Origin of the sequence: Microbispora oryzae, from assembly GCF_017896165.1 — a bacterium.
GTDB lineage: Bacteria > Actinomycetota > Actinomycetes > Streptosporangiales > Streptosporangiaceae > Microbispora > Microbispora oryzae.
In genome coordinates this window covers 130,888-156,148 of sequence record NZ_JAFCNB010000017.1, presented here as the reverse complement: position 1 = coordinate 156,148, position 25,261 = coordinate 130,888, and the positions used below count along the sequence as shown (strand labels likewise).

General features: G+C 72.7%; 22 protein-coding genes. 12 read left to right on the top strand and 10 right to left on the bottom strand.

The window, feature by feature from the left end; all coding sequences use genetic code 11:
- The 3 genes from JOL79_RS34485 to JOL79_RS25850 all read left to right on the top strand — a co-directional run.
- Nucleotides 1-173, top strand: a 173-nt coding sequence (locus JOL79_RS34485; RefSeq protein WP_443674006.1) for an elongation factor 1-alpha C-terminal domain-related protein, incomplete at its 5' end; no start/stop codon positions are given.
- 83 nt (nt 174-256) lie between these two features.
- The gene (locus JOL79_RS25855; RefSeq protein ID WP_307848732.1) at nt 257-1,180 is read left to right on the top strand and encodes a sulfotransferase family protein; all 924 of its coding nucleotides are present in this window, start codon (nt 257-259) and stop codon (nt 1,178-1,180) included.
- Nucleotides 1,177-2,091: a glycosyltransferase family 2 protein gene (locus JOL79_RS25850; RefSeq protein ID WP_210158482.1), complete on the top strand. Its 915-nt coding sequence runs from the start codon at nt 1,177-1,179 to the stop codon at nt 2,089-2,091. The genes JOL79_RS25855 and JOL79_RS25850 overlap by 4 nt, the downstream gene beginning before the upstream one ends.
- On the opposite strand, the gene JOL79_RS25845 is transcribed toward JOL79_RS25850, so the two are convergent.
- Nucleotides 2,079-2,942 (bottom strand): bifunctional 5,10-methylenetetrahydrofolate dehydrogenase/5,10-methenyltetrahydrofolate cyclohydrolase, encoded by an 864-nt coding sequence (locus tag JOL79_RS25845; RefSeq protein ID WP_210158481.1) that lies wholly within the window; start codon nt 2,940-2,942, stop codon nt 2,079-2,081. The genes JOL79_RS25850 and JOL79_RS25845 overlap by 13 nt on opposite strands.
- On the bottom strand, nt 2,939-3,559 hold the full coding sequence (locus JOL79_RS25840; RefSeq protein WP_210158480.1) for a cyclodeaminase/cyclohydrolase family protein: 621 nt from the start codon (nt 3,557-3,559) through the stop codon (nt 2,939-2,941). Before JOL79_RS25840 ends, JOL79_RS25845 begins: the two co-directional genes overlap by 4 nt.
- Before the next feature lie 359 nt (nt 3,560-3,918).
- On the opposite strand from JOL79_RS25840, the gene JOL79_RS25835 reads away from it, so the two are divergent.
- Entirely contained in the window at nt 3,919-4,920 is a 1,002-nt protein-coding gene (locus JOL79_RS25835) for an AraC-like ligand-binding domain-containing protein (RefSeq protein ID WP_307848731.1), read from the top strand.
- A 637-nt stretch (nt 4,921-5,557) separates the two neighbouring features.
- On the opposite strand, the gene JOL79_RS25830 is transcribed toward JOL79_RS25835, so the two are convergent.
- The 6 genes from JOL79_RS25830 to JOL79_RS25805 are packed head-to-tail and all read right to left on the bottom strand — an operon-like array spanning nt 5,558 to nt 12,830.
- A complete protein-coding gene (locus tag JOL79_RS25830; protein WP_210158478.1) occupies nt 5,558-6,586 on the bottom strand; it encodes a sulfotransferase in 1,029 nt (342 codons plus the stop codon).
- A complete protein-coding gene (locus JOL79_RS25825) occupies nt 6,583-8,148 on the bottom strand; it encodes a lipopolysaccharide biosynthesis protein (RefSeq protein ID WP_307848730.1) in 1,566 nt (521 codons plus the stop codon). Before JOL79_RS25825 ends, JOL79_RS25830 begins: the two co-directional genes overlap by 4 nt.
- Nucleotides 8,145-8,984 (bottom strand): sulfotransferase family protein, encoded by an 840-nt coding sequence (locus tag JOL79_RS25820; RefSeq protein WP_307848729.1) that lies wholly within the window; start codon nt 8,982-8,984, stop codon nt 8,145-8,147. The genes JOL79_RS25825 and JOL79_RS25820 overlap by 4 nt, the downstream gene beginning before the upstream one ends.
- Nucleotides 8,981-10,075, bottom strand: coding sequence for a hypothetical protein (locus JOL79_RS25815; protein ID WP_210158477.1), 1,095 nt, complete (start codon nt 10,073-10,075; stop codon nt 8,981-8,983). The genes JOL79_RS25820 and JOL79_RS25815 overlap by 4 nt, the downstream gene beginning before the upstream one ends.
- The gene (locus JOL79_RS25810) at nt 10,072-11,466 is read right to left on the bottom strand and encodes a hypothetical protein (protein WP_210158476.1); all 1,395 of its coding nucleotides are present in this window, start codon (nt 11,464-11,466) and stop codon (nt 10,072-10,074) included. Before JOL79_RS25810 ends, JOL79_RS25815 begins: the two co-directional genes overlap by 4 nt.
- The gene (locus JOL79_RS25805) at nt 11,463-12,830 is read right to left on the bottom strand and encodes a YveK family protein (RefSeq protein WP_210158475.1); all 1,368 of its coding nucleotides are present in this window, start codon (nt 12,828-12,830) and stop codon (nt 11,463-11,465) included. The genes JOL79_RS25810 and JOL79_RS25805 overlap by 4 nt, the downstream gene beginning before the upstream one ends.
- Nucleotides 12,831-13,088: 258 nt before the next feature.
- On the opposite strand from JOL79_RS25805, the gene JOL79_RS25800 reads away from it, so the two are divergent.
- The gene (locus tag JOL79_RS25800; RefSeq protein ID WP_210158474.1) at nt 13,089-14,129 is read left to right on the top strand and encodes a glycoside hydrolase family 26 protein; all 1,041 of its coding nucleotides are present in this window, start codon (nt 13,089-13,091) and stop codon (nt 14,127-14,129) included.
- A 67-nt stretch (nt 14,130-14,196) separates the two neighbouring features.
- Here the strand turns inward: JOL79_RS25800 and cysC are convergent, their stop codons facing one another.
- Entirely contained in the window at nt 14,197-15,447 is a 1,251-nt protein-coding gene (gene cysC / locus JOL79_RS25795) for an adenylyl-sulfate kinase (RefSeq protein ID WP_307848728.1), read from the bottom strand.
- A gap of 59 nt (nt 15,448-15,506) precedes the next feature.
- Nucleotides 15,507-16,238: a class I SAM-dependent methyltransferase gene (locus JOL79_RS25790; protein ID WP_210158472.1), complete on the bottom strand. Its 732-nt coding sequence runs from the start codon at nt 16,236-16,238 to the stop codon at nt 15,507-15,509.
- Nucleotides 16,239-16,451: 213 nt separating this feature from the next.
- On the opposite strand from JOL79_RS25790, the gene mfd reads away from it, so the two are divergent.
- From mfd to JOL79_RS25755, 7 genes are all read left to right on the top strand, one after another.
- Complete coding sequence (mfd, locus tag JOL79_RS25785) at nt 16,452-19,949, top strand: transcription-repair coupling factor (RefSeq protein ID WP_210158471.1); 3,498 nt, start codon at nt 16,452-16,454, stop codon at nt 19,947-19,949.
- 73 nt (nt 19,950-20,022) lie between these two features.
- On the top strand, nt 20,023-20,706 hold the full coding sequence (locus tag JOL79_RS25780) for a SurA N-terminal domain-containing protein (protein WP_210158470.1): 684 nt from the start codon (nt 20,023-20,025) through the stop codon (nt 20,704-20,706).
- Between the two features lie 11 nt (nt 20,707-20,717).
- Nucleotides 20,718-21,719 carry a nucleoside triphosphate pyrophosphohydrolase gene (locus JOL79_RS25775; protein WP_210158469.1) on the top strand — a complete coding sequence of 334 codons (1,002 nt, stop codon included), beginning with the start codon at nt 20,718-20,720 and terminating at the stop codon, nt 21,717-21,719.
- Nucleotides 21,720-21,801: 82 nt separating this feature from the next.
- Nucleotides 21,802-23,082: a phosphopyruvate hydratase gene (gene eno, locus JOL79_RS25770; RefSeq protein ID WP_210158468.1), complete on the top strand. Its 1,281-nt coding sequence runs from the start codon at nt 21,802-21,804 to the stop codon at nt 23,080-23,082.
- Between the two features lie 84 nt (nt 23,083-23,166).
- Nucleotides 23,167-23,568 carry an FtsB family cell division protein gene (locus JOL79_RS25765; RefSeq protein ID WP_210158467.1) on the top strand — a complete coding sequence of 134 codons (402 nt, stop codon included), beginning with the start codon at nt 23,167-23,169 and terminating at the stop codon, nt 23,566-23,568.
- A 58-nt stretch (nt 23,569-23,626) separates the two neighbouring features.
- Nucleotides 23,627-24,193 carry a DUF501 domain-containing protein gene (locus JOL79_RS25760; RefSeq protein WP_210158466.1) on the top strand — a complete coding sequence of 189 codons (567 nt, stop codon included), beginning with the start codon at nt 23,627-23,629 and terminating at the stop codon, nt 24,191-24,193.
- On the top strand, nt 24,190-25,152 hold the full coding sequence (locus tag JOL79_RS25755) for a Ppx/GppA phosphatase family protein (protein WP_210158465.1): 963 nt from the start codon (nt 24,190-24,192) through the stop codon (nt 25,150-25,152). The genes JOL79_RS25760 and JOL79_RS25755 overlap by 4 nt, the downstream gene beginning before the upstream one ends.
- Nucleotides 25,153-25,261 lie beyond the last annotated feature (109 nt).

Genomic DNA, 25,261 nt, shown 5'->3' with positions numbered 1-25,261 from the left:
ATGAGTCGGCCACCGCTCTCGGGCTCAACGAGATCGGCCGGGTCTCGCTGCGGACCACCCAGCCGCTGTTCGTCGACGACTACGCCCGCAACCGCATGACCGGCGGATTCATCCTCATCGACGAGGCCACCAACGGCACCGTAGCCGCGGGGATGATCGTCGACGCCCACTGAGTAGATCATTGGAAGATCCCCGGCTGAGCGATCACGGCCAGCGTTAGGGTCGTCACGTTCCGTAACTCGGACGTGGAGGGCCCGTGGCCGACGCTCAGCCGGTGATCTTCGTGGGAGGCCTGGGCCGCAGCGGCAGCACGTTGCTGGAGCGCCTGCTCGGCGAGCTTCCCGGGGTCACGCCGCTCGGTGAGGTCGTCCACCTGTGGGCGCGTGGCGTCGGCGCGGACGAGCCCTGCGGCTGCGGGCAGCGGTTCTCCCAGTGCCCGTTCTGGGGCAAGGTCGGCGCCCGCGCGTTCGGCGACTGGCGGCGGAGCAGGGCCGCGGTGGAGCGGCTGCGCAACCGGGTCGACCGCACCCGCCGGGTCCCCGCCCTCGCCGTCGGATTCGTCGGCCGTGAGGCGGAACTCTCCGAATACGTCCTGGCCTACTCGCGGGTCTACGCGGCCGCGGCCGAGGTCGCCGACGCCCGCGCGATCGTCGACTCCAGCAAGCACGCCTCTCTCGCGTACTGCCTGACCGCCATCATGGACCTGCGCGTCGTCCACGTGGTGCGTGATCCGCGCGCGGTGGCCGCGTCGTGGCGCAGCGTGGTGCGGCGCCCGGAGGACGGCCGGCCGATGACGCGGTGGACCCCCGCGCGGACCGCCGTCCACTGGCTCGCGCAGAACCTCGCGTTCGAGGCGCTCCGCCGCAAAGGCGTGGAGGTCGTCCGGGTCCGCTACGAGGACCTTCTCGACGACCCGGCCCGCACGGTGCGCGATCTGGCGGCCAGGCTTGGGCTCGACGCGGGCGACCTCGGCTTCCTCGGCGACCGGGAGGCGCGTCTGGGGGTCGCGCACACCGTCTCCGGCAATCCCATGCGGTTCGCCGTCGGGCGGATCGCGCTGCGCCGCAGGCCGGCCCCGCTCCCGCCTTACCAGCGGTGGCTGGTGACCGCGCTCACTCTCCCGCTTTTCCTGGCGTACGGCTACCGCCCGCGCCGCCCCGCCACACGGGGCAGGAGATGACTCCCTCGGTCGGCGTCGTCGTCCCCACCCGCGGCGACCGCCCGGGAACGCTGGCGGCGGCGCTCACCGGCGTGTTCGGTCAGGCGTACGAGGGCCGGGTCGAGGTGATCGTCGTGGTGGACGGCGGTCGCCGGGCCCTGTGCGACGCGGTCCGGGCGGCCGGGGTGCCGCGCGAGGCCGCCGCGGACGTGCTGGTCCTGCCCAACCGCCGTACGCCGGGGCTGCCGGGGGCGCGGAACACCGCGATCGAGGCGCTCGGCACCGACCTGGTCGCCTTCTGCGACGACGACGACCTGTGGCTGCCGGGGAAGCTGGCCGCCCAGGTCGCGGCGCTCGCCCGGCGGCCCGAGGCCGACTTCGCGAGCTGCTCCGTGGAGGTCGAGTACGGCTCACGCCGGACGCCCCGGCTGGCGTACACCGACCAGGTGACCCGCGAGCACCTGACCCGGTCGCGCATGATGATGGTCCACTCCTCGACGTTCCTGTTCCGGCGGGGGGCGATCTGGGTGGACGAGAGCGCGCCCGGCGGTCAGAACGAAGACTGGGACCTGGCGCTGCGGGCCGCCTGGCGGCACCCCATCGTGCACGTCGACCGCCCGCTCGTGCGGATCCGCTGGGGCGCGTCCCACTACGCCGACCGGTGGGCCGACCGGATCGCCGGGCTCGAATGGATGCTCGCCCGCCACCCCGAGCTGTCGGCCGACTCCAGGGGTGTGGCCCGCGTCTTCGGGCAGCTCGCCTTCTCACACGCGGCGCTGGGGCGGCGCGGCGAGGCCGCCCGGTGGGCGCTGCGGGCCGCCGCCGCCCGGGTGAGCGAGCCGAGGGCCGCGCTCGCCCTGGCCGTGGCGTGCGGGCTCGTGTCCCCCGCGACGGTGGTCCGGGCGCTGAACGCGCGCGGTCACGGCATCTGATGGCCGGCTGTGAGCACGTCCGCGGCGCGCACGGTGTGGCGCAGGAGCAGCGCGGTGGTGACCGCCCCGACGCCGCCCGGCACCGGGGTCAGCGCCCCGGCCTTCTCCGCGACCGCGGGATCCACGTCGCCGGCGAGGCCGCCGTCGGCGGTGGGGTTGGTGCCCACGTCGACCACCACGGCCTCTCGCCGTACGTGATCGGGGGTGATCAGGCCGGTCCGGCCCACGGCCGCGACCACGACGTCGGCGGTCGACGTGACGGCGGCCAGGTCACGGGTGCGGGAGTGGCACACGGTCACCGTGGCGTCCCGGTCGAGCAGCAGGTGGGCGACGGGCTTGCCGACGACGGTGGACCTGCCGACCACGGCCACGTGCCGGCCCCTGAGCTCCACGCCGTGATGGTCGAGGAGCGTCACGACCGCCTCGGCCGTCGCAGGGGCGAACGCGGGCAGCCCGGCCGCGAGACGGCCCAGGGAGAGCGGGTTGGCGCCGTCGACGTCCTTGCCGGAGGCGATGGCGCCGGCCGCCTCCTCCTGGCGGACGCCCGGCGGCAGCGGGGTCTGCAGGATGACGCCGTGGACCGTCGGGTCCGCGCTCAGCGACGTCAGCGTGCCGCGGATGTCCTCGGCGGCGGCGTCCGGCCCGAGGTCGGCGATGTCGCAGACGATCCCGGTCTTTCCGGCCGCCCCGGCGATGGAGCGGACGTACCAGGCGGTGGACTCGTCGGCCGTCGCCACGACCACCACGAGTTTCGGCGGCGTGCCGCCCTCCGCGAGCGCGGCGGCACGCGCCGCCGTCTCCGTACGGATCTCGGCGGCGAGCTCCCGCCCGGACAACATGATCGCGCTCATCGCGTGATCTCCTCTCGGACGGCGGCGGTGATCCGGTCGGCGCGGGCGGCGATCCCGTCGGCCTGACCGGCCTGTTCCGTGAGGCGGGACCGGGTGGCGTCGTCGCGCACGCCCGCCAGGTTGACCTCGATGTTCACCCGGGCCGTGGTCGCCGCCGCCCGGGCCGCCTCGACGGCCGCGGCCACATCGGTGATCACGTTCCGGTTGGCGACGGGAAGCAGTTCCCCGGCGAGGGCGACCGCGCGCGCCGCGACGTCGATCACCGCGGCCGGCGGCCCGGCCGCGCCGGAGAGCGCCCTGGCGATCGCCGCTGAGCGGGCCGCTCTGTCCTCGTCGGTGTCCCTGGGCAGCGTGTACGCCTCGGTGACCGCGGTGAACGCGGCGGCGTCCTCCTCGGCCAGGCCTACCGCCGTGTCTCGCAGGTCGTCGGTCTCGGCGACCACCCGATCCACGAGAGCGGTGTGCGCGGCGTACTTCTGCCCGGTGGTGTAGCGCGCGACCATGCCCAGCAGCGCCGCCGCCTGAGCCGCGTGCAGCGCGGCGGACGCGCCTCCGCCCGGCGCGGGCACCCGGTCGGCGAGCCGGGTCAGAAAGCTCGAGATCGTTTCATCGCGCATGCCGTTCGCTCCCTCGCTGTCGCCTCGGGTCTCGCCTGAGCCCGCTCGCACAAGCCCGGGGAATCCTCCCACACGCGCCGTTTACGGCCGGGACGGCCCGTCGAGCGGCGCCTTGGCTGAGCGCGACTCCGAAGCAGGCTGGAACTCGACGGCCCAAATCCGCCCGCGCGAACACCGCGCCCTCTCTCCCCGCGTGTCATGTCCAACGGAACATCCAGCACCCGCGTCGGCATACAAAACGGTTACCCGCGCCTCAATGCAAGGTAACTGCAACGCCATCGGCGTTCTACAACTGAAGGGCTAGATTGGTTGACCGGACTGAATAGGACACGGTCAATGAGTATTGGTAAACAGGAGGGATGATGGAAAAACTTTTCCGGACGAACAGTCTGCCTAAGCTGGAACGGTTGGAGTCCTGGGCGGACCATATGTTCCGAGCGGTAGCGCCGATGGAGATAGCTTGCAGCGATCCGGCCAATTTTCACGGTCAAATCGACGGGATGGACCTTGGTGTCGTCCACGTCTCCAGAGTGAGGGCCTCGCCCTGTGAAGGAAGCCGGACGTCGCGAATGATCCGCCAGTCGGATCCCGAGGTATTCCAACTTTCGCTCTCCCTCCGCGGTCGCGTGGAGATAAATCAGGACCGGAAAGCTGCCGCCTTATCTCGGTCCTCGGACTTGGTTTTGTACCATTCGTCTCGTCCCTCCTATGTGCGCTCCGGGGTTGGCGGGATATCGACCGATGGTGTGATGGCGGTATTTCCCCGCACAGTGCTGCACCTCCCCGCTCACAAGGTGGAGAAGCTGATCGCCACGTCCTTCTCTGGCCGAGAGGGGATCGCTGCACTGCTGGCCGGTTTCCTGACCGAGTTGACGGCCGGCACGCACCATTACGCGGCCTCCGCGCGCCCTCACCTCGGAGACACCCTGATCGACTTGCTGGTCTCCCTCCTCGCTGAACGGCTCGACAGCGACGTCGCTATACCGCCAGAGAGTCAGCAGAACGTCCTCATGATGAGGATCCGCATCTTCATCCAGCGGCACCTGGGTGACCCCGCCCTGGATGTCGCCGCTATCGCCGCTGCCCACAACATCTCCGTCCGCACTCTGCACCGGCTCTTCCAGTCGCAGGGCATCGGGGCCGCCGCATGGATCCGCGCACAGCGGCTGGAACGCTGCCGGCGGGACCTGTGCGACCGGGCTCAAGCAGATCGTCCGATCCGTGCCATCGCGGCTCGATGGGGCTACACCGATGCCGCTTCCTTCTCCCGCGCCTTCCATGCCGCCTACGGGTTCAGCCCTAGGGACTACCGGCACAAGCACACAGCCTCTTCGGCAAGGCGCGCGGACGCGCCCCGGTGAACAGACCGCCCTGCAGGCCAATCGCAGGGGATTACGAGGGTGGCGCGCATTGCCAAGCGCCTGGCACGCAACGTCAATGACATAGTGGGCCCAATTCACCGATACTTTTCTCGATCGTCGGAGTTCGACAGGGAGTTCTGAGCGTCGGATGAGTGAGGAGAATCTCCAAATGGCAGAACGTCCAGAAGTTGTCAGGGTACGACGCAACCGCCGCGTGCGACGCTCGACGGCGTTAGCGCTGTCTTTGGCAGTCGGGGGGCTCGTCTCGGTGGTCGGGGCGCAGTCGGCGTGGGCTGCTACTCGGTCAGTTCCTGGTGTCTCCGGGTCGGTAAGCTCCACCAGTGCCACTCTCTGCGTAGCTTCAAGCGAACCCTGGGGGCAACTCTGGTTTACGGAGTCGGAAATCCCAGGTAAGGAAATCGGCGACAACCTGATCACGTCGGCTGGAAAGTGCGTGCAAGCCTCTCCGATCACCAGTAAATCCAGGTTCCGTAGCTTCCATGTTTGCAACAGCCACGGAGTCTGCAGCACAGAGGCATACCTCTAGTACCGACAGTTGAGGTCTGCAGGTAGCGCGAATCGCGTTATAGGCCGCGCGTTGGACGACGCCCTTGTGGGTGGACCGGTGGATCTCCCCCTACGCCCGCGAGGAGAGGAACTTCGTGAGGGCCAGGACACGTGAGGCGTCCTCGGCGGGGAGTCGGCGGGCCAGCGCCGCCGCGCGTGAGTCCGTCGGGCGGAAGGCGGTGCGCGACAGGCCGGTCCAGGCGAACGCGCCCCGGGCCGTGCCGCCCTCCGTGTTCAGGCCCGTGTTCAGGCCCGTGTTCAGGCCCGTGTTCAGGCCCGTGCGCAGGTCCGGGGCCCGGTCCGGGCCCCGGTCCGCGCGGGGGGCCGTACAGGCGCGGCCGATCCTGCGCGCGGCGCGATCCGTCCAGGGCAGGCCGCACCATTCGTAGAGGTCGCGGAAGCCGTCGAGCGGGGCGGCGCACAGGTCTTCGTAGCGGACCACCCGGATGCCCGGCGTGCGCGCGGCGACGTCGTGCACCACCCGGTGCGTGACCGTCCACAGGGCGGCGGTGGCGGCGAGCGGGTCCGGTGAGCCGGCGAAGCGGCGCAGTTGCTCGACGTACGGGTGGTCGCGGAGCAGCGACGGCTGGCCGAGAAGCTCCCGGACGTCCACCGTCCAGCCGAGCCGCCGCCAGCTCGCCGCGAACGGCACGGCGTCGCGGACCAGCACGATGACCCGGCAACCGAGGCGGGAGGCGAACCACCCGGCCGACAGCACGGCGAAGGGGTCGTCGAGCAGCGCCCGCAGGCCGCGCAGGCGACCGGCGGTGAACGCGGTGCCGTGCCTCGCCATCCGGGCGAGGTCTCCCGGCCGGTGGTTGGCGCGCAGCTCGGCGGCCCAGCCGTACCTGAGACCGACGGTCGCGGTGAAGGCACGCAGCCAGGACGCGTCGTCGTCCGGGCAGATGTACTGGAAGCGGTGCGTGACCGAGGCGGACAGCACGCCCGGTGAGCGGCCGGGCGGTCGCTGCGGGTTGAGCGGCTCGTTGACGTAGACCAGGCGGCCGCTCGCCGCCAGCATCTTCCCGGCCCAGCTCGTGCCGCTGCGGGGCAGCCCCGTCACCAGGAGGGGCGGAGCGGAGGGTGCGGCCGCCGTCATGCCGCCGCCCGTACGCGCGCCGCCGCCCGCAGCCCCGCCCGCACGCCCGCTCGCAGTGCCAGCCGAAGGGCGGCGCGGGAGTGCGGTCCGAACGGCCGAAGGCCGTGCCTGCGGTGGATCTGCCGGAGCGGCAACAGGTTCTTCACGAGGACCCCGCCTGACCAGCCGAGGGCGGCGCCCAGAGCGCCGTGCGCGGGCACGAGCAGCAGGTCGAGGACGACCGTCACGCTCACGGCCGCCGCCGTGTTGACCAGGCTGGCCGCCGCTCCGCCGGAGGCGGTGAGCATCACGTCGACCATCCCGCAGGCGGTCGCGACCAGCATCGTGGCCGCCAGCACGAGCGCGATCGGCACCCCGCTCGCGTACCCACGGCCGAAGACCGGCAGCAGGGTCGGCGCGAACGCGGCGTACCCCAGCCAGACCGGCCAGGTGAGGGCGACCAGCCAAATGGTGGACGTCTGGTACAGCCGTCCGGCCCGTGCCACGTTCCCCGCGGCGAGCGCCCGGACGAGCCGGGGCTGGGCCGCCTGCGCCAGCCCGTGCCCGGCGAGCTGCCCCACGACCTTGAAGCGGGTCGCTCCGGTGTAGACGGCCGCAGCGGCGGGGCCCGCCAGCACAGCCACGAGCACCACGTCCAGGCGCTGGAAGGCGGACTGCAGCGCCGCCGCGGCCGATCGGGGCGCGGTGCGGCGCCAGAAGCCGGTGAGCCCCGCGCCGGACGGCTGCCGCCGTCCCAGCCAGGCCGCCGCCGCGACGGCCACCAGAAGGGACGGCAGCGCCCAGGCCGCGACGAGGACGGGCAGCGGGGCGTGGCCGAGCGCCGCGACCGAGACGAGGACGAGCTGGCACATTGGCTGGACGAGCCCGGCGAGCACGGCGGTGGGCCGCATCGCGCCGGTGCCCCGGGTGGCCGTGACCAGCAGGTCGGCCAGCGTCACTACCGGGATCGCGGTCGCGAGCACCGGCCAGACGCTCTCCGGCACGTTCGTCGTGTGGGCGAGCCCGCCCCGCCCCACGCTCACCGCCGTCGCCGCGGCGACCGCGCAGGCGGCGACCGGCACCAGGACGCGCCGCGGTACCGTGGCGTGGCTTCGGCCCGCTCCCCGCCTCACCCCGCGCCCCGGCCCGAGCTCCCGGCCGCACCCCGGCCCGGCGTCCGGTTCAGTCTCGGGCCCGGTCTGCGGCCTGGTTTCCGTACTGATCTCTGTGCTGCTTTCTGTGCTGATTTCCGCACTGATTTCCGCACTGTCCGGCGGGCGGGCCGCAGCGAACGCGTGAACGAGCCCGTTGCCGGCGTCCAGCCGCAGGATTCCGGCGATCATGAGGCAGAGGGCCGTGGCGGTGAAGAAGGCCCCGGCCGTCCGGGGGTCCAGCGAGCGGGTCACCGCCAGCACGATGAGGAACTGGGCGGCGGCGTTCGACGTGGCGACGGCGACGCCCGCCAGCCCGTGCCGGGCCAGGCCGCCGCCCCTCCCGCCGCCGCTGCCAACGCCGCCGCTGCCAACGCCGTCGCCGCCCCTGCCGCTGCCGCCGTCACCACGCGACCGGCCGGTAGCGCTCACCGGCGCCACGAGGGCGGCCCTCCCAGCCAGGGTTCGAGCAAGGCGTCCATGGGCGCGAAACGGTCCGCCAGGCGCTCCCGCAGCCGGCGCGGCATGCCCTCGGGACGGTGGCGCGCGTTGTGGACGCCGAACGGCGGGTCGCCGAGCCGCGGCAGGCCCAGGAACTCCAGCACCCGGCCGTACTCCGCCTCGGGATGGCGGAAGAAGTCGCCGCTGTCAAGCACCAGCACACGCTCGCGGCCGAACAGGGGGTCCAGCCGGGCCAGCTGTTCGGCGTACCGGCCGCGGGCGAGGTAGCCGTGGTGCCGATGGGCGTGGCTGACGTGGCCGGGATGGCCGCGCAGCCGCTCCTCCGCACCGGCGAGCCGTTGCTCCTCCAGTTCGACGGCGCGCTCGAAACTCGGCTCGGTCTCGAACCCCCGGGCCAGCTCGTGCGCGTGGGCGGAGAAGGCGCGTTCGACCGGGTCGCGGACGAGCGCGATCAGCCGGACTCCGGGCAGGTCGCGGGCGATGCGCGCGGGGGCGAGCGGATGGAACAGGTAGTAGGGGGATGCCTCGAAGGCCAGCACCCGGCCCCGCTCTCTCCGGGCGGCCATTGGGAAGTGGGCCCGATACCACGGCAGGCCCCGGCCATACGCCACGTCGAAGTAGTGGACGCCCTTGCGCAGCACGGGCTTGGCGACGAGCGGGTGCCGCGCGAGCGCCCGGTAGAGCGAGGTGGTGCCGCACCGCTGGGCGCCCACGATCAGGAACGACGGGAGCATCCGCCCGGCCGCGGTGACCCGGCCCGCCGCGAACGAGACGGCGTGCGCCGAGCGCTTCACCGCCGCCCTCACAGCAGGCACTCCAGATGGTCGACCAGGGGGTTGAGCCACTCCGACGGCGGGCCGAGCGGCTCGTGACCGTCCCGGTAGTGCCGGTCGGCGAGGGTGAGCAGATAGTGCACGGCGGTCCGCCGCGCCTGCCCCGGGGAGATCCCGAACGGCTCAAGCACCGTCCCGGACCGGGCGAGGCAGGCCCGCGCGGCCTGCGGCGGGCGCATCCGGCGCAGGGCGCGGTGGAAGAAGTGGTGCAGGGCGTCGAACCCTAACGGCACGCCGCCGGCGAAACGCTCCCAGTCCCACACGAGCAGCCGCCCGTCGGCCCCAGCCGCGACGTTCCACGGCGACAGGTCGCCGTGCCAGTGCCAGGAGGGCGCCGCCGCCTCGGCGGCCGCTCCGGCATCGGCTCCGGCACCCGGCCCGCTAGCTGGCCCGGTCTCCGCTCCGGCACCCGGCCCGGCGCCCCGCCCGGCAGTCGGCCCGGTGCACGGCCCGAGGCCCGGCGCGTACGGCAACGGCGGCGGCAGCGGGGACGGCGGCGGGAACGGCGTCTCGCCGGGTTCGGTCCCGAGAGACGCGATCTCCCGTACGGCGTCGTTGAACAGGCCGGCGGGGACGGTCCGGTGCGTCACCGGGAGCGGCGAGATCACCAGCACGTCCAGCCCGCGCCAGACGCCGTGGTGGAGGACGGTCGGCGGGGCGACCACCTTGAGGACGCGGCCCGCGAGCATGTGGAGCACCTCGCTCTCGTGCCGCACCAGCCGGGCCGCCCGTTCCGAGTCGCCGATCTTGACGAAGCCCACGAGCCCGTCGTCGCCGTGCGCCTCCAGGATGGGCTTGCGGTTGGGCCGGCGGGCGGGCCGGACGCGGACCACGGCGTGCACCCGCCGTCCGAGCACGTCACCGAGGTAGGTCTCGATCGTGTCGGGACCGGCGGAGACCAGCACCGGGCGGCCGAGGGCGGCGTGCCACCGGGCGCGGGGCACCACGCGCCGGGGCGCCAGCCGGTGCGGCAGCACGGTGCGGGCGCTGCGCCCGCCGCCCGACGGATAGAGCAGGCGCAGCACCTCGTCGAGGTAGCGCAGCCGGAGCTGGGCGTCTGTCATGTGACCACCTCGCGGACGGCGGTGGGGACGGCGGTGGGGACGGCGGTGGGGACGGCGGTGGGGACGGTGGCGGGGACGGCGGCGGCGTTGCGCCAGAGCAGGGCGAACGAGATCAGGTAGAGGATCAGCGCGCTGATCATCCCGTCGTAGACGACCATGTAGAGCAGCACGAGGATCATGACGAGCGTGCCGGCCCGGCCGATGGGCGACCGGTCCGGCCAGTAGCGGCGCACCGCGCCGCCGAAGAAGGCGACGTACAGCAGCGCCCCGGCGAACCCCTGGCTGATCAGCAGCAGCCAGAGCTGCCCGTCACTGCCCAGCGGCGGATGGCCGCACTCGCGGCACCAGCTCGTGCGGCCCGTGGTGACCGTGCGCTGGTTGCCGTACGCGTTCCTGGTCGTGCCGTAGCCGATCACGGGCGAGGACGCCGCCGCCCTGACGGTGGAGACGACCGTGAAGGCGCGGATGCCGTTGCTCTGCGGACTGTCGAGCCGTTCGCCGACGATCCCGCTCAGCGGCGACAGCAGGAACACCGCTCCCGCGACCGCCGCGGCCCCGGCCAGCAGGACGGGACGCCGCCCGCGCACGACGAGGTACGCGGCCGACAGGGCGAGCCCGATCCACAGGCCGCGGTTGAGCGAGTACACGACCGGGACGGCGGCGACGGCCAGCACCGCGATGGCGGCCACCCGCCGATACGTCCCGCCGTACGCCCACCAGCCCACCATGAACCAGACGACGAGCACCGACAGGTCGCCGCCCCAGGCGTTGGCCCACTCGAAGGGGGCCTCGGGACGCGGCGAGGCGTGCCCGAGCACGTGCTGCACCTGGGCGGCCGTGGGGTGCACCAGGTTGGTAACGAAGGGATTGGCGCGGATCCACGACGGCAGCGCCATCTCCAGGGGAGAGGTGAACTCCAGGTGGGGCGCGAGGACGCCCAGCAGCCCTCCGGCGACGGTCGTCAGGAACAGCACCCCGAGCCAGCGGACGAGAGTGAGCTGCGGCAGCTCGTCGTGTCGCAGGGCGCCCAGGTAGAGCACCATCACCAGGAGCGCCACGTAGACGGCCAGCCGGACGAGATAGCCGATGGCCCGGCCCGCCGCGAGGTCGCCGTGCGCCTCCGGGGGGTTCTCCCCGAGCGCGGCGGCGCTGATCAGATAGCCGGCGAGCAGCAGCACCCACAGGCCGAAGCCCCGCGGCGCCCTGATCGGCCGCCGCCGCACCAGCACCACCGCCATCGGCACGGCGAGCACCAGGATCGACAGCCCGCCCAGCCCGAGCGCCCACCAGACCGGGTAGCCGAGCACGAGCGCCGCGACCGGCCACGTCGACGGCGGCGGCAGACGGCGGGCGGCCCGGCCGCGGACGTGGAGCGACGGCCGGGGGCTCATCGCGCCCGCGCCCCCTCGGCGGACGGCACCGCGTGCTCGGACGGGACCGTCACGGCGCCGAGCACCCGGGCGCCCAGCCGGGCGTGCCGCCGTACGGCCCGGATCACCTCGGGCCCGGTCGTCCGCCGCAGGCCGACGAGCAGGAGGACGGTGTCCGGCCGGGTCGGCCTACCGGTCACGACGGCGACGGGGGCGAGGTGCGCGAGCGCGGCGCCGAGCACCTTCGCGAGCGGCCTGGCCGCGCTCTCCGCCCCGACGCCCTCGATCAGCAGGGTGTGCGGACGGCCGTCGAGCGACGCGGCCACCGCCGAGGCCAGGTCGTGGAAGGCCGCCGACTCCGGCTGGTCGGCCAGTTCGGCCAGGAGCCGCAGCCCGGTCAGCCGCTCGACGTCCTCCGGCGCGCGGAGCCTGGTGTCCAGCCGATCGCGGCCGAAGGCCGCCGCGGCCCCCACGAGCAGCCCCAGGAAGAGCCCGCTGCCGAGGTAGATCGGGACGTCCGGGCTGCTCTGCGCCGTCGGCGGCAGGGCCGGGCTGATGACGGTGCCCGGGATGATCGCCGTGGTCCTGAGCGTGTCGTATCTGAGGGTGAGCACGGACGCCTGCCGGGCGAGGAGGGAGCGGTTGCGCTCGGTCCCGTCTCCGCCGGTGAGGGCGACGTCGGCCGCCTGCGCCGGGCCCCCGGAGCCCGCCACGCCCGCCGCGCCCGGCGTACCGGCCGTGTCCACGGCGTCCGCCGCCTTCGCGGCCATCGGGTTCGTGCGGGCGCCCAGGGACGCGTTTCCCGAAGTGTCTTCGGCCGCGTTTCCGGTCGCGGCACCGGACGTGTTTCCGGCCGGAGCGGCCCCGGCGAGGGCGTTGTTCACCTGGCGGAGCTTGTCGATCACCATCATGAGCTCGGCGTCCACGGCGTCCCGCGCGGCGCTGGTGCGGTTGCGCAGATACGCGTCGGCGAACGCCTGCGCGCCGGTCGCCGCTGCGCGCGCGTCGGGCGCGGTGAACGAAATGGCAAGAATGGCGGAATTGGGCGGTACGGCGACCGTCACCTTATGCCGCAACGCCTCCGAATCCGGATTTTTCAGGGCCTGGGCGGCGATATCGGCGACAACTGACGAACGGGCGATATGGGATTCCGTATCGAGATTCAGCGGTTCACGCTGTCGCCAGGTGATCGGATTGAGCTGGTCCTGCACGCCGGTGGGGAGCACCTGGACCTCGGCCGTCGCGGTGTACGCCGCCGGCGTGGCCAGAAGCAGTACGACACCGCCGGTTACCCCCGTGACCAGGCATGACGTGAAGGTCACCCAGCGGCGCCTGAGGACGGAACCGTACTCGGAGAGGTCCCGGCTGTGCGGCGGCAGACTCATCGGAACGCTCCGTCGGGTGCGGGTTGCGGGACCGCTGCGCCCGGCGACCTCGCGCCGGCCTCAGCGTGGATTCGAACTATAGGCGGGGTGGTGCGTCCGTCCCCCTGCTATTGGTGATTTCCTCAATCGACGGCCGCCCTATAATCCATTTTCGCTGGAAATATCACTACCGGTGAGATGGGAAAACCTCCCCCGGTCGTGCCCCTGTTGATGGGAAGGTGATTGCCTTTCCATTCGCAAGCCGAAGAAGGGGGCGCGATGAGGATCATCGCCGGCTTGGCCGCACTGGTGGCGGGGGCCTGCGCCAGCGGGTGCACGGCCGCGAGCGGGACGTCGCGGGCCGTGGGGACGTTTCCCGGCGCCGCCGGCGGGACGCCGGGCGCCTGCGTGGTGACCGAGAAGCTGATCCCGACGTGCGGGGCGTGGTGGGGGATCGCGCCCGACGTGTTCTCTGGCCGGGGGCCGTTGCGGTCGGTGGAGATGGCCGAACGGCGGATGGGCCGCCGGGCCGACATCGTGCACGTCTACCACCGGGGCGGCGAGCTGTTCCCCACGGCGGAGGAGCGGGAGATCGCCCGCGGCCCCCGGCTGCTGCTGGTCAACTGGAAGCCCGCGCCGGGCCGCAGCTGGGCCGACATCGCGGCGGGCGTGGCCGACCAGCGGATCGACCGGCTGGCCTCGTACATCACCACCACCTTTCCCGGCCGCTTCTTCCTGACGGTCCACCACGAGCCGGAGAACGACGTCCGTTCCGGCCCGGGCTGGTCGGCCGCCGACTACGCCGCGATGTACCGGCACGTGATCACTCGCCTGCGCGCACGGGGCGTGCGCAACGCGGTGACCGTCATGACGTACATGGGCGCGCCCAACTGGGCGGCGAAGCCGTGGTTCGACGCGCTCTATCCGGGTGACGACGTGGTCGACTGGGTGGCCATCGACCCGTACGCCGACGCCCGCGTGAGCGACTTCGGCTCACTGGTCGACAAGACCCGCCCGGAGACGCCGTCCTGGCCGGGGTTCTACCGCTGGATGCAGGCCCGGTTCCCGGCGAAGCCGATCATGCTGGCCGAGTGGGGGGTCTTCGAGCGGCCGGACGCTCCGCGCTTCAAGCGCGACCTCTTCGCGTCGGCCGCCCGCCAGATCGACGAGTATCCCCAGATCAAGGCGCTGGTGTATTTCGACTCCGCGGTGGCCCCGCGAGGGGACACCCGGTTCGACACCACGCCGGGGGCGACCCGCGCCTTCGCCGACCTGGGCCGCCTGCACCGCTTCAACGCCACGCCCGTCCCGCTGAGATGAACCGCTGAGACGGACCGCTGAGACGGACCGCTGAGACGGACCGCTGAGATGAGCCCCGGGGGCGGGGTCAGCGCACCCAGCCGCCGGAGGTCAGCAGGCCGAGCACGGCGCCGACCGAGCGCTCGACGGTCATCCCGGTCGTGTCGACGACGAGCTCGGCGTCGTCGGGCTCCTCGTACGGATCGGAGATTCCGGTGAACTCGGGGAGCAGCCCCGCCCGCGCCTGGGCGTACAGCCCCTTGCGGTCGCGCCGCTCGCACTCCTCCAGCGGGGTGGCCACGTGGACCAGCAGGAAGTCGGCCCCGACCTCCTCCACCATGGCGCGGACCTCCTCGCGGGTCGCGGCGTACGGCGCGATGGGGGCGCAGATGGCCAGCCCGCCGTGCCGGGCCACCTCGGCGGCGACGAAGCCGATCCGGCGGATGTTCAGGTCGCGGTCCGCCCGGGAGAAGGTGAGACCCGCGGACAGCAGACGCCGGACCACGTCGCCGTCGAGGTAGGTGACGGTCCGGCCGCCGCGTTCGAGCAGGGCGTCGCGCAGCCCACGGGCGATGGTCGACTTGCCGGAGCCGGACAGGCCGGTGAAGAAGACCACCAGCCCACGGCGGTGCGGCGGGCCGGGGATGGAGACCGGCCGCGGACCGGCGTAGTGCTCGGTCGCGCCGTAGTTGCGGGCGACGTGTTCGCGCAGCTCCAGGTCGATCTCGACGTCGTCGCGCGGCGCGAGCGGCACCGCGACCACCGTCGATCCGGGCAGCCGCTCCGACGCGGTGAGCGCCGCGCGCACGACGGCGGGCCCGCTCTCGCCGAACACCAGCGGCATCAGCAGGACGGTGGCGTCGAGCTCCTCCGCCGTCGCGGCCACGTCGTCGAGCGAGGCGGCGTCGAGGGGCCCGCGCATCGTCACCGCGAGCACCTCGCCCTCGGGCAGGTCCTTGCGGACCTCCTCCGGTGTGCGGCGGAGCCGGGCGAAGGGCCCGTACGCGGGGGTGTCGAGCGCCTCAACCGGGCCGGCCGCGTGGTGCCCGTCGCGTTCGCCGACGGTCAGCACCGCCACCGCCGCGCCCTCGGGATCCTTCAGCGTGACCCGGTCGCCGGGCTGGATCTCCTCGGGAAGCGCGATGGTGACGGGGTCGGGCCACGGCGCGCCTCCGGGCAGCCGGCCCCGCTCGATCACGGCGTTCACCTCGGCGGAGGTGAGGAAGCCGGTCAGCGGCGCGTACGCCCCGGAGAGCAGCAACTCGAGGTCGGCCAGCTCACGGGCGTCGGGAGTCCACTCGGTCATGGTTCCGTTCCGCTCGATTCTTCGGTTTCGCACCTTACCTCGCGCCGGCGCGCGGCGGGTGGGCGTACCCGTGCCGATGCGGACGCGAAGCCTCAGATGAGCCGGGCGAAGTGATTCTGCGGTCGCCGGACGACCAGGGTGATCTCGTCCTCCACGCCGTTGAGCCGCCCCCGGGAGAGCGCGGCCACGGTACGGCAGACCAGGGAGACCAGCTCGCCGCGCGGGCCCCTGCGGGCCGGTCCGCTCACCGCCGAATAGTCCTCACTGATCATCAGGCCGCGCATCAGGCAGTACGCCTGGAAGCCCTCGCGGGTGGTGATCGGCTCGTAGACGCCGGGCAGCGGGCCGACCGAACCGGCCGGGGCGAGGGCCTTCCACAGCGGGCGCCGCAGCCAGCGGGGCGTCACCCGGTCGCAGAAGCCGTACGCCGACCTGCCGTCGCGCATCTTGAGCAGCAGCAGCCCGCCGGGGCGCAGGCCGGCCACGAGCCGGTCGAGCACCAGTTCCGCGTTGCGGACCCGCTCAAGCAGGAACGACACGTAGATCACATCGAAGGAGCGGGGGGCGATGGGAGCCAGGCGCAGGTCGCCCAGGTGACACATGGCGAGATCGTCGCGGGCCGCCGCGTGCTCGCGCAGCGGCGGCAGGTCCTCGTCGACTCCCGTGATCCGGACGTCGTACCTGCCCACATCGAGGGTGCCGCCCCGCCCGCAGCCCGCGATCAGGATGTCGAGCCGCCGCCCGAGCTGGTCGGTCCACTGCTCGCGGATCCGCTGGCTGAACACGTCGTCCTGGTCGACCGGCGACCACCGCACCTCAGGCATGCCACCGAGAGTAATCACACCGGGGCCGACGGTAGTGGATTTGCGGACGGGTTTCGCGGTCCGGCGTAAGCCGAGCGCGGTCTGATCGGACCTGATCCGGCCACTACGGGGCGCGGGCTCGGGGGGCGGGGCACCGGTCGACGGGCGTAGCCTTGGTATCCCGGCCCGTTCGGGGCCGCTTTCGCTTGCCGTCGTGGGGCTCTGAAGGCATCAATGTCTCTTTCCGGACTGCTCGACCTCGTCTCCGCTGAACCGAAGCTCGCCGCCGCGCTCGAGGCGGCCAGGCAACCCGCCGACCCGGGTTCGGACCTGGTCGCGCCGCCCGCGCTGCGGCCGTTCGCCGTGGCCGCGCTGTCGCGCGGGCGTCCCGTGCTCGCGATCACCGCGACGGGCCGGGAGGCCGAGGACCTGGCCGCCGCCCTGACCAGCCTCGTCGACGAGACGTCGGTCGCCGTCTTCCCCGCTTGGGAGACCCTTCCCCACGAGCGTCTGTCGCCGCGCAGCGACACCGTGGGGCAGCGCCTGGCCGTGCTGCGCCGGCTCGCCCACCCGATCGCCGGAGACCCGGCCGCCGGGCCGCTGCGGATCGTCGTGGCGCCGGTCCGCTCGCTGCTGCAGCCGATCGTCTCCGGTCTCGGCGACCTGGAGCCGGTCCGGTTGCGCGCGGGCGACGAGGCCGACCTTGAGGATGTGCTCGCCCGGCTCGTCCAGAACGGCTATCACCGGGTCGACATGGTGGAGAAGCGGGGCGAGGTCGCCGTGCGCGGCGGGCTGCTCGACGTCTTCCCGCCCACCGAGGAGCACCCGCTGCGGCTGGAGTTCTGGGGCGACACGATCGAGGAGGTCCGCTGGTTCAAGGTGGCCGACCAGCGGTCCCTTGAGGTGGCGCAGGAGGGCCTGTTCGCCGCGCCGTGCCGGGAGCTGCTGCTCACCGACGACGTACGGCGGCGGGCGCGGGAGCTGGGGGACGAGTATCCGGCCCTGAAGGAGGTGCTCGACCAGCTCGCCGAGGGTGTGCCGGTGGAGGGCATGGAGGCGTTCGCCCCTGTGCTCGCCGGGTCGATGGACCTGCTGATCGATCACCTTCCGGTGCGGTCGGCCGTGTTCGTCTGCGACCCCGAGCGCATCCGCAGCCGGGCGGTCGAGCTGGTGCGGACCAGCCAGGAGTTCATGGAGGCGTCGTGGATCGCCGCCGCGGCGGGCGGGGTGGCGCCGATCGACCTGGAGGCGGCCGCGTTCCGCACCCTTGAGGAGGTGCGCGACCACGCCCGCGAGCTGGGCCAGCCGTGGTGGGGCATCGCGCCCTTCGGCGAGGGCGCCGAGCTGGACGTCCAGGACGTCGAGGCGTACCGCGGGGACACCCAGCGGGCGCTCGCCGACATCAAGGGCTGGCTCGGCGCGGGCAAGGCCGTGGTGATGCTGAGCGAGGGGCACGGCCCGGCGGAACGCATGGTCGAGCTGCTCAGGGGCGTCGACGTCGCCGCCCGGCTGGTGCCGTCGCTCGGCGGGCCGCCGGCGCGCGACGTCGTGCAGGTCACCACCGGCCGGGTCGATCACGGCTTCGTCACCCCGGACGTCGCGGTGGTGACCCATCTCGACCTGGTCGGGCAGAAGGCGTCGACCAAGGACATGCGGCGCCTGCCGTCCCGGCGGCGCAACATGGTCGACCCGCTGCAGCTCCAGGTCGGCGACCACGTCGTCCACGAGCAGCACGGCGTCGGCCGGTACGTCGAGATGGTGCAGCGCACGGTGCAGGGCGCCACCCGGGAGTATCTGGTCATCGAGTACGCCAGGGGCGACCGGCTCTACGTCCCGACCGACCAGCTCGACGAGGTCACCCGCTACGTCGGCGGCGAGGCGCCCACGCTCAACCGCATGGGCGGCGCCGACTGGGCCAAGGCCAAGACGCGGGCGCGCAAGGCCGTGCGGGAGATCGCGGGCGAGCTGATCCGGCTCTACTCGGCCCGGATGGCCTCGCCCGGTCACGCCTTCGGCTCCGACACCCCGTGGCAGCGGGAGATGGAGGACGCCTTCCCGTACGCCGAGACGGGCGACCAGCTCGAGGCGATCGACGAGGTCAAGCGCGACATGGAGCGCGCGGTCCCGATGGACCGGCTGATCTGCGGCGACGTCGGCTACGGCAAGACCGAGATCGCGGTGCGGGCTGCCTTCAAGGCGGTGCAGGACGGCAAACAGGTGGCGGTGCTCGTGCCGACGACCCTGCTGGTGCAGCAGCACCTGTCGACGTTCGGCGAGCGGTTCGCCAGCTTCCCCGTGACGGTGAAGCCGATCTCCCGGTTCCAGACGGACGGCGATGTGAAGGAGACGCTAGAGGGTCTCCGCACGGGCGGTGTCGACGTGGTCATCGGCACCCACCGGCTGCTGTCGCCCGAGGTCAGGTTCAAGGACCTCGGGCTGATCATCGTGGACGAGGAGCAGCGGTTCGGCGTCGAGCACAAGGAGGCCATGAAGCACATGCGCACCCAGGTCGACGTGCTCGCGATGTCGGCCACGCCGATCCCGCGCACCCTGGAGATGGGCCTCACCGGCATCCGGGAGATGTCCACCATCCTCACGCCGCCCGAGGAGCGCCACCCCATCCTCACGTTCGTCGGCCCGTACGACGAGAAGCAGATCGCCGCGGCGATCCGGCGCGAGCTGATGCGCGACGGCCAGACGTTCTTCGTGCACAACCGGGTGCGGACGATCGACAAGGTCGCCGCCCGGTTGCACGAGCTGGTGCCGGAGGCGCGGATCGCCGTCGCGCACGGCCAGATGAACGAGACCCAGCTCGAAAAGATCATGGTGGACTTCTGGGAGCGCAACTTCGACGTGCTGGTGAGCACCACGATCGTGGAGTCGGGCCTGGACGTGCCCAACGCCAACACGCTGATCGTCGACCGCGCCGACAACTACGGCCTGTCCCAGTTGCACCAGTTGCGGGGCCGGGTCGGCCGGGGGCGCGAGCGCGGCTACGCCTACTTCCTCTATCCGCCGGAGTCGCCGCTCACCGAGACCGCCCACGAGCGGCTCGCCACGATCGCCCAGCACACCGAGATGGGCGCCGGCATGTATGTCGCGATGAAGGACCTGGAGATCCGCGGCGCCGGCAACATCCTGGGCGCCGAGCAGTCGGGCCACATCGCGGGCGTCGGCTTCGACCTGTACGTCCGGATGATGGCCGAGGCCGTCCAGGAGCAGAAGTCCAAGCTCACGGGGGCGGAGCAGGTCGAGGAACGGCCGGACGTCAAGGTCGAGCTGCCGATCAACGCCCATGTCCCGCACGACTACGTGACGTCCGAGCGGCTCCGGCTGGAGGCGTACAGGCGGATCGCCGCGGTCGGTTCCGAGGACGACATCGTCGCCGTCCGCGACGAGCTGACCGACCGGTACGGCCGGCCTCCGCAGGAGGTGGAGAACCTGCTGGAGGTGGCCAGGTTCCGGATCAGGGCCCGCAAGGCGGGTCTCACGGACGTGACGTTGCAGGGGCAGCAGATCAGGTTCGCGCCGGTCACGCTGAGGGACTCCCAGCAGGTGCGCCTCCAGCGGCTCTACCCGAAGTCCATCCACAAGCAGGCGAGCGAGATCCTTCTGGTGCCGGTGCCGAAGACCCGGCCCATCGGCGGGCAGCCGCTGCGCGACCTGGAACTGCTCAAATGGTGTGGGGACCTGGTCGAGGCCATGTTCCTCGAACCCGTACGGGTACAGTGACCCGCGGATCGAAATTGCGGGAACGCAGGAATTCGGCACAATTGCCTGGCCGGTGTCGTCGGGAGGATCGTTCGTGAAGTCGTATCGAGTGGGCGCCGTCGCCCTGCTTGCCGCGGCGTGCGCCGCGCTGAGCGCCTGCGGCCCCGTGCAGGCCGGCTCCGCGGCCATCGTGGGCAAGGAGCGCATCACCTCCAGCCAGCTGGACGACCAGATCCAGGAGTTCCGCAAGGACCTGGCTGCCAACAAGATGACCGAGGACCAGCTCGGCCTCCAGCTCCCGCTGCCGCAGATGATCCTGCTGAACATGGTCAACAGCCGTCAGTTCCTGGAGCTGGGCCGCAGCAAGGGCGTGACCGTCACCGACCGCGAGATCGACGACGTGGTCAACGCGCAGGGCGGGCAGGCCCAGTTCGACAAGGTCCTGCTGGCCAGCGGCATCCCGCTCGACGAGGGCCGCGAGGCCGTCCGCTCGGTGCTCATCCGGCAGAAGCTGGCCCAGCAGGAGGGCGCCGGCGCCGACCAGCAGAGCCAGCAGGCGGCGCTGCAGAAGCTGACGCAGGAGGCCGAAGCGGCCGTGCCGGTGAAGTACAGCCCGCGCTACGGCAAGTTCGACCCGCAGCAGGGGTTCGTACCCGACGACCGCTTCGGGATCGCCGCCGAGGCCCCGCAGGCCCCGGCCGCGGGCATGCCGGAGGCCGGCGACGGCGCGCCCCCGCCCGACGGCGCCGCCCCGCCGGACGCCGCTCCCGCCGGCTGATCCGCGGTCCCATGCCGCTGATCGTGGTGACGACGTCGCCCCGGGTGGCCCCCGGGCTGCTGACGCCGGCGGCCTGGGCCGTGCTGAGCCGGGGCCGGGTGCTCACCGGCTCGGCCGATCACCCATACCTGCCGTACCTGGACGAGGCGGGCGTCGCCGTCGAGACGGTCACGCCCGACCCGGCGGCCCTCGCGCGCGACAGCCGTACGGAGACGGTGGTGTGGCTGGCCGCGCAGGACGGCGACGAGGACCTGATGCGGGCGGTCGGCCACGCCGCGATCGCCCTCGACGAGCCGCCGGTCATCGAGGTGGTGCCCGGTTCGTACGACCTGCCCGGGGCGCGGCTGCTCGACCTGGTCCAGGTGATGGACCGGCTGCGCCGCGAGTGCCCCTGGGACCAGGGGCAGACCCACGAGTCCCTCGTGCCCTACCTCGTCGAGGAGGCCTACGAGGTGCTGGAGACCATCGACCAGGGCGACTACCCGGCCCTGCGGGAGGAGCTCGGCGACCTGCTGCTCCAGGTGGTGTTCCACGCCCGGCTCGCCCAGGAGCGCCTGACTCCGGGGGAGGTCGCGGGCGAGGCTGACGGTGACGGGTTCGACATCGACGACGTCGCCGCCGGGATCGTCGAGAAGCTGGTCCGCCGCCACCCCCACGTGTTCTCCGGCGTGACGGTGTCCGGGGCGGGCGAGGTCAGCGACAACTGGGAGACGATCAAGGCGGCCGAGCGGGCCGCCAAGGGCGAGACGGGCTCCGTGCTGAGCGGGGTGCCGATGGGACAGCCGGCGCTGTCGCTCGCGGCCCAGCTCCTGCGCCGGGCCGGCCGCGCCGACGCCCCCGCCGAGCTCGCCGATGATCTCCCCGGGTCCGCCGGGGCGCGCCTGTTCGACCTCGTACGGCAGGCCGGGGACGCCGGAATCGACCCGGAGGCCGAGCTGCGGGCCGCGGCCCGGGAGTACCGGCGCCGGGTGGAGCAGTGGGAGTCGGAGGCCGCCGCGCGCGGCACGCCGTGAACGGGAAGCCCTCCGCACTGGCGGAGGGGAGGGACCGATAGGCTCGGGTGGCAAACCGCCCGTGATTTTCCTAGGAGCGTTCGTGGCTGCCATCGAGACCGTCACCGCCCGAGAGATCCTCGACTCCCGGGGCAACCCCACGGTCGAGGTCGAGGTCCGGCTGGACGACTACAGCACCGGTCGTGCCGCCGTTCCGAGTGGTGCCTCCACCGGCCAGTTCGAGGCCGTCGAGCTGCGCGACGGTGACAAGAAGCGCTATCTCGGCAAGGGTGTCGAGAAGGCGGTCCTCGGTGTGACCGACGAGATCGCCGAGGAGGTCGTCGGCTTCGACGCCGAGGAGCAGCGCCTCATCGACCAGACCATGATCGACTTGGACGGCACGCCGAACAAGGCCCGCCTCGGCGCCAACGCCATCCTGGGCGTGTCGCTCGCCGTGGCCAAGGCCGCGGCCGTCAGCGCCGAGCTGCCGCTGTTCCGCTACGTCGGCGGCCCGAACGCCCACGTGCTGCCCGTGCCGATGATGAACATCCTGAACGGCGGCGCGCACGCCGACTCCAACGTGGACATCCAGGAGTTCATGATCGCGCCGATCGGCGCCGAGTCGTTCTCCGAGGCCGTCCGGATGGGTGCGGAGACCTACCACACCCTGAAGAGCGTGCTGAAGGAGAAGGGCTACGCCACCGGCCTCGGCGACGAGGGCGGCTTCGCGCCGAGCCTGCCGTCCAACCGCGACGCCCTCGACCTGATCCTGGTCGCGATCGAGCGGGCCGGCTTCACCCCCGGCGAGGACATCGCGCTCGCGCTCGACGTGGCCGCCACCGAGTTCCACTCCAACGGCGTCTACACGATCGACGGCAAGGGCCTGTCGGCCGAGGAGCTCATCGCGTTCTACGAGGACCTCGTCGACTCCTACCCGCTCGTCTCGATCGAGGACCCGCTGGACGAGGAGGACTGGGCGGGCTGGAAGGCCATCACCACCTCCCTCGGCGCCAAGGTCCAGATCGTCGGCGACGACCTCTTCGTGACCAACCCCGAGCGGCTCGAGCGCGGCATCCGCGACGGCGCGGCCAACGCGCTGCTGGTGAAGGTCAACCAGATCGGCACGCTCTCGGAGACCCTCGACGCGGTCGACCTGGCCCACCGCAGCGGCTACCGCACCATGATGAGCCACCGGTCCGGCGAGACCGAGGACACGACGATCGCCGACCTGGCGGTGGCCGTCAACTGCGGTCAGATCAAGACCGGTGCCCCGGCCCGCTCCGACCGGGTGGCCAAGTACAACCAGCTCCTGCGCATCGAGGAGCAGCTCGACGACGCCGCGCGGTACGCCGGTCGCGCCGCGTTCCCCCGCTTCAAGCGGTAACGGGACGGGCGCCGGAAGGCGCCGGACGACGCAGGGGTGGCGCGGGGCGCCGGCGGTCGGACCGTACGGAAGGGGTGGTTGTCGGTGGCGAAGCGGCCGCAGCTGACCGGACGCGCGGCGATCCTGGCGGTGGTCGTGTGCGCGATCGCCATGAGCCTCGCCTACCCCGTGCGCGAGTACGTCGCCCAGCGGCGGCAGATCGCGCAGCTTGAGGCGCAGCAGTCGCGGGCGCTCGACCGGCTCCAGCGGCTGGAGGAGCGGCGCAGGCAGCTGGAGGACCCGGAGTACGTCAAGCGCCTGGCCAAGGAGCGGCTGCACTACTGCGAGCCCGGCGCGAAGTGCTATGTGGTCCTCGACCAGAACTCCGGCACGAGCACGGCTCGGGCCGGAGACGAGCAGCCCGCCAAGCCCGCGTGGTATGTGACGCTGTGGCAGTCCGTCCAGGCCGCCGACCAGGGCCGGGGCGCGGTGCAGGCGGCCCGCTGACGGAATTCGGCAGATCATCGAACGGCGAGAACGGCGAGAGACGGCGAGGAGCGCGAGGGTGACGGACCAGGCTGACCTGGCGGCGGCGGAGGCCCAGCTCGGCCGGCCCCCACGGGGCGTGCGCGCGGTGGCGCACCGCTGCCCGTGCGGCCTGCCCGACGTGCTGGAGACGGCGCCCCGGCTGCCCGACGGCTCGCCGTTCCCCACGCTGTTCTACCTGACCTGCCCGAAGGCGGCCTCCGCAATCGGCACGCTGGAGTCGTCGGGCCTGATGAAGCGGATGCAGGCCCGGCTGGCGGACGACCCGGAGCTGGCCGCCGCCTATCTCGCGGCCCACGAGGATTACATCGAGCGGCGTGACCGGGCCGCGCGCGAGGAGGGCATGGAGCCGCTGCCGCGCGGAACGCAGACCGCGGGCGGCATGCCCGACCGGGTGAAGTGCCTGCACGCGCTGGTCGCCCACGAGCTGGCCGCGCCCGGCGCCAACCCGCTCGGCCGGGAGGCGCTCGACGCGCTGCCCGAGTGGTGGGCGGACGGGCCGTGCGTGGCCATACCGGGCGAAGACGAGCCGGGCGAACAGCCGGAAGGGCGGCACGCGGTGCGGTCCGGAAAGGGCCGGTCATGACGCGTGTCGCGGCGATCGACTGCGGGACCAACTCGGTGCGCCTGCTGATCGCCGACGTCGCCGATGCCTCCACTGCTTCCCGCGGCGAGACGGATGGCGAGCTGACGGACGTCGAGCGGCGGATGGAGATCGTCCGGCTCGGGCAGGGCGTCGACCGCACCGGGCGGCTCGCGCCCGAGGCGCTGGAGCGCACGTTCGGCGCGATGCGCGGCTACGCGAAGCTGATCGCTCAGCACGCTGCTCCGGACGGCCCGATGCCGGTCCGCGTGGTCGCGACCTCGGCCACCCGCGACGCCGCCAACCGCGACGACTTCGTCACGGGCGTGCGGGAGATCTTCGGCGTCGACCCCGAGGTCGTCAGCGGCGACGAGGAGGCCCGGCTGTCCTTCACGGGCGCCACCCGGGGCCTCGCCCCCGGCCTGGGCGACGCCGCGCCCTACCTGGTCGTCGACATCGGCGGCGGCTCGACCGAGTTCGTCGTCGGCTCCGACGCGGTCGAGGGGGCGCTGTCGGTCGACATCGGCTGCGTCCGGCTCACCGAGCGGCACCTGCGCGACGACCCGCCCGGAGAGGACGCCGTCCGGGCGGCGGTGGCCGACATCGAGGCGGCCATCGACCGCGTCGAGGCGGCCGTGCCGGTGCGGCGCGCCCGCACACTGGTCGGGCTGGCGGGCTCCGTCACCACCGTGGCCGGGATCGCCCTCGATCTCGGCGCCTACGACCCCGCGGCGATCCATCACGCGCGGATCGCGGCGGACCGGGTCCACGAGATCTCCGCGCGGCTGCTGGAGATGACCCACGACGAGCGGGCCGCCATCTCCGTGATGCACCCGGGCCGGGTCGACGTCATCGGCGCGGGCGCGCTGATCCTCGACCGGATCGTGCGGCGGTACGGCTTCGCCGAGGTCGTGGTGAGCGAGCACGACATCCTCGACGGCATCGCCTGGTCGCTCGTCTGACCGTTCCCCGGTCCTCGCTCGCGTCCTCCGTTTCCGATTCCCCGGCCGCCTCCTCGACCGCTGAGGGGGGCGGCTCCGCTGTCCCGTTGCCGCTACTGTGCATTGCGTA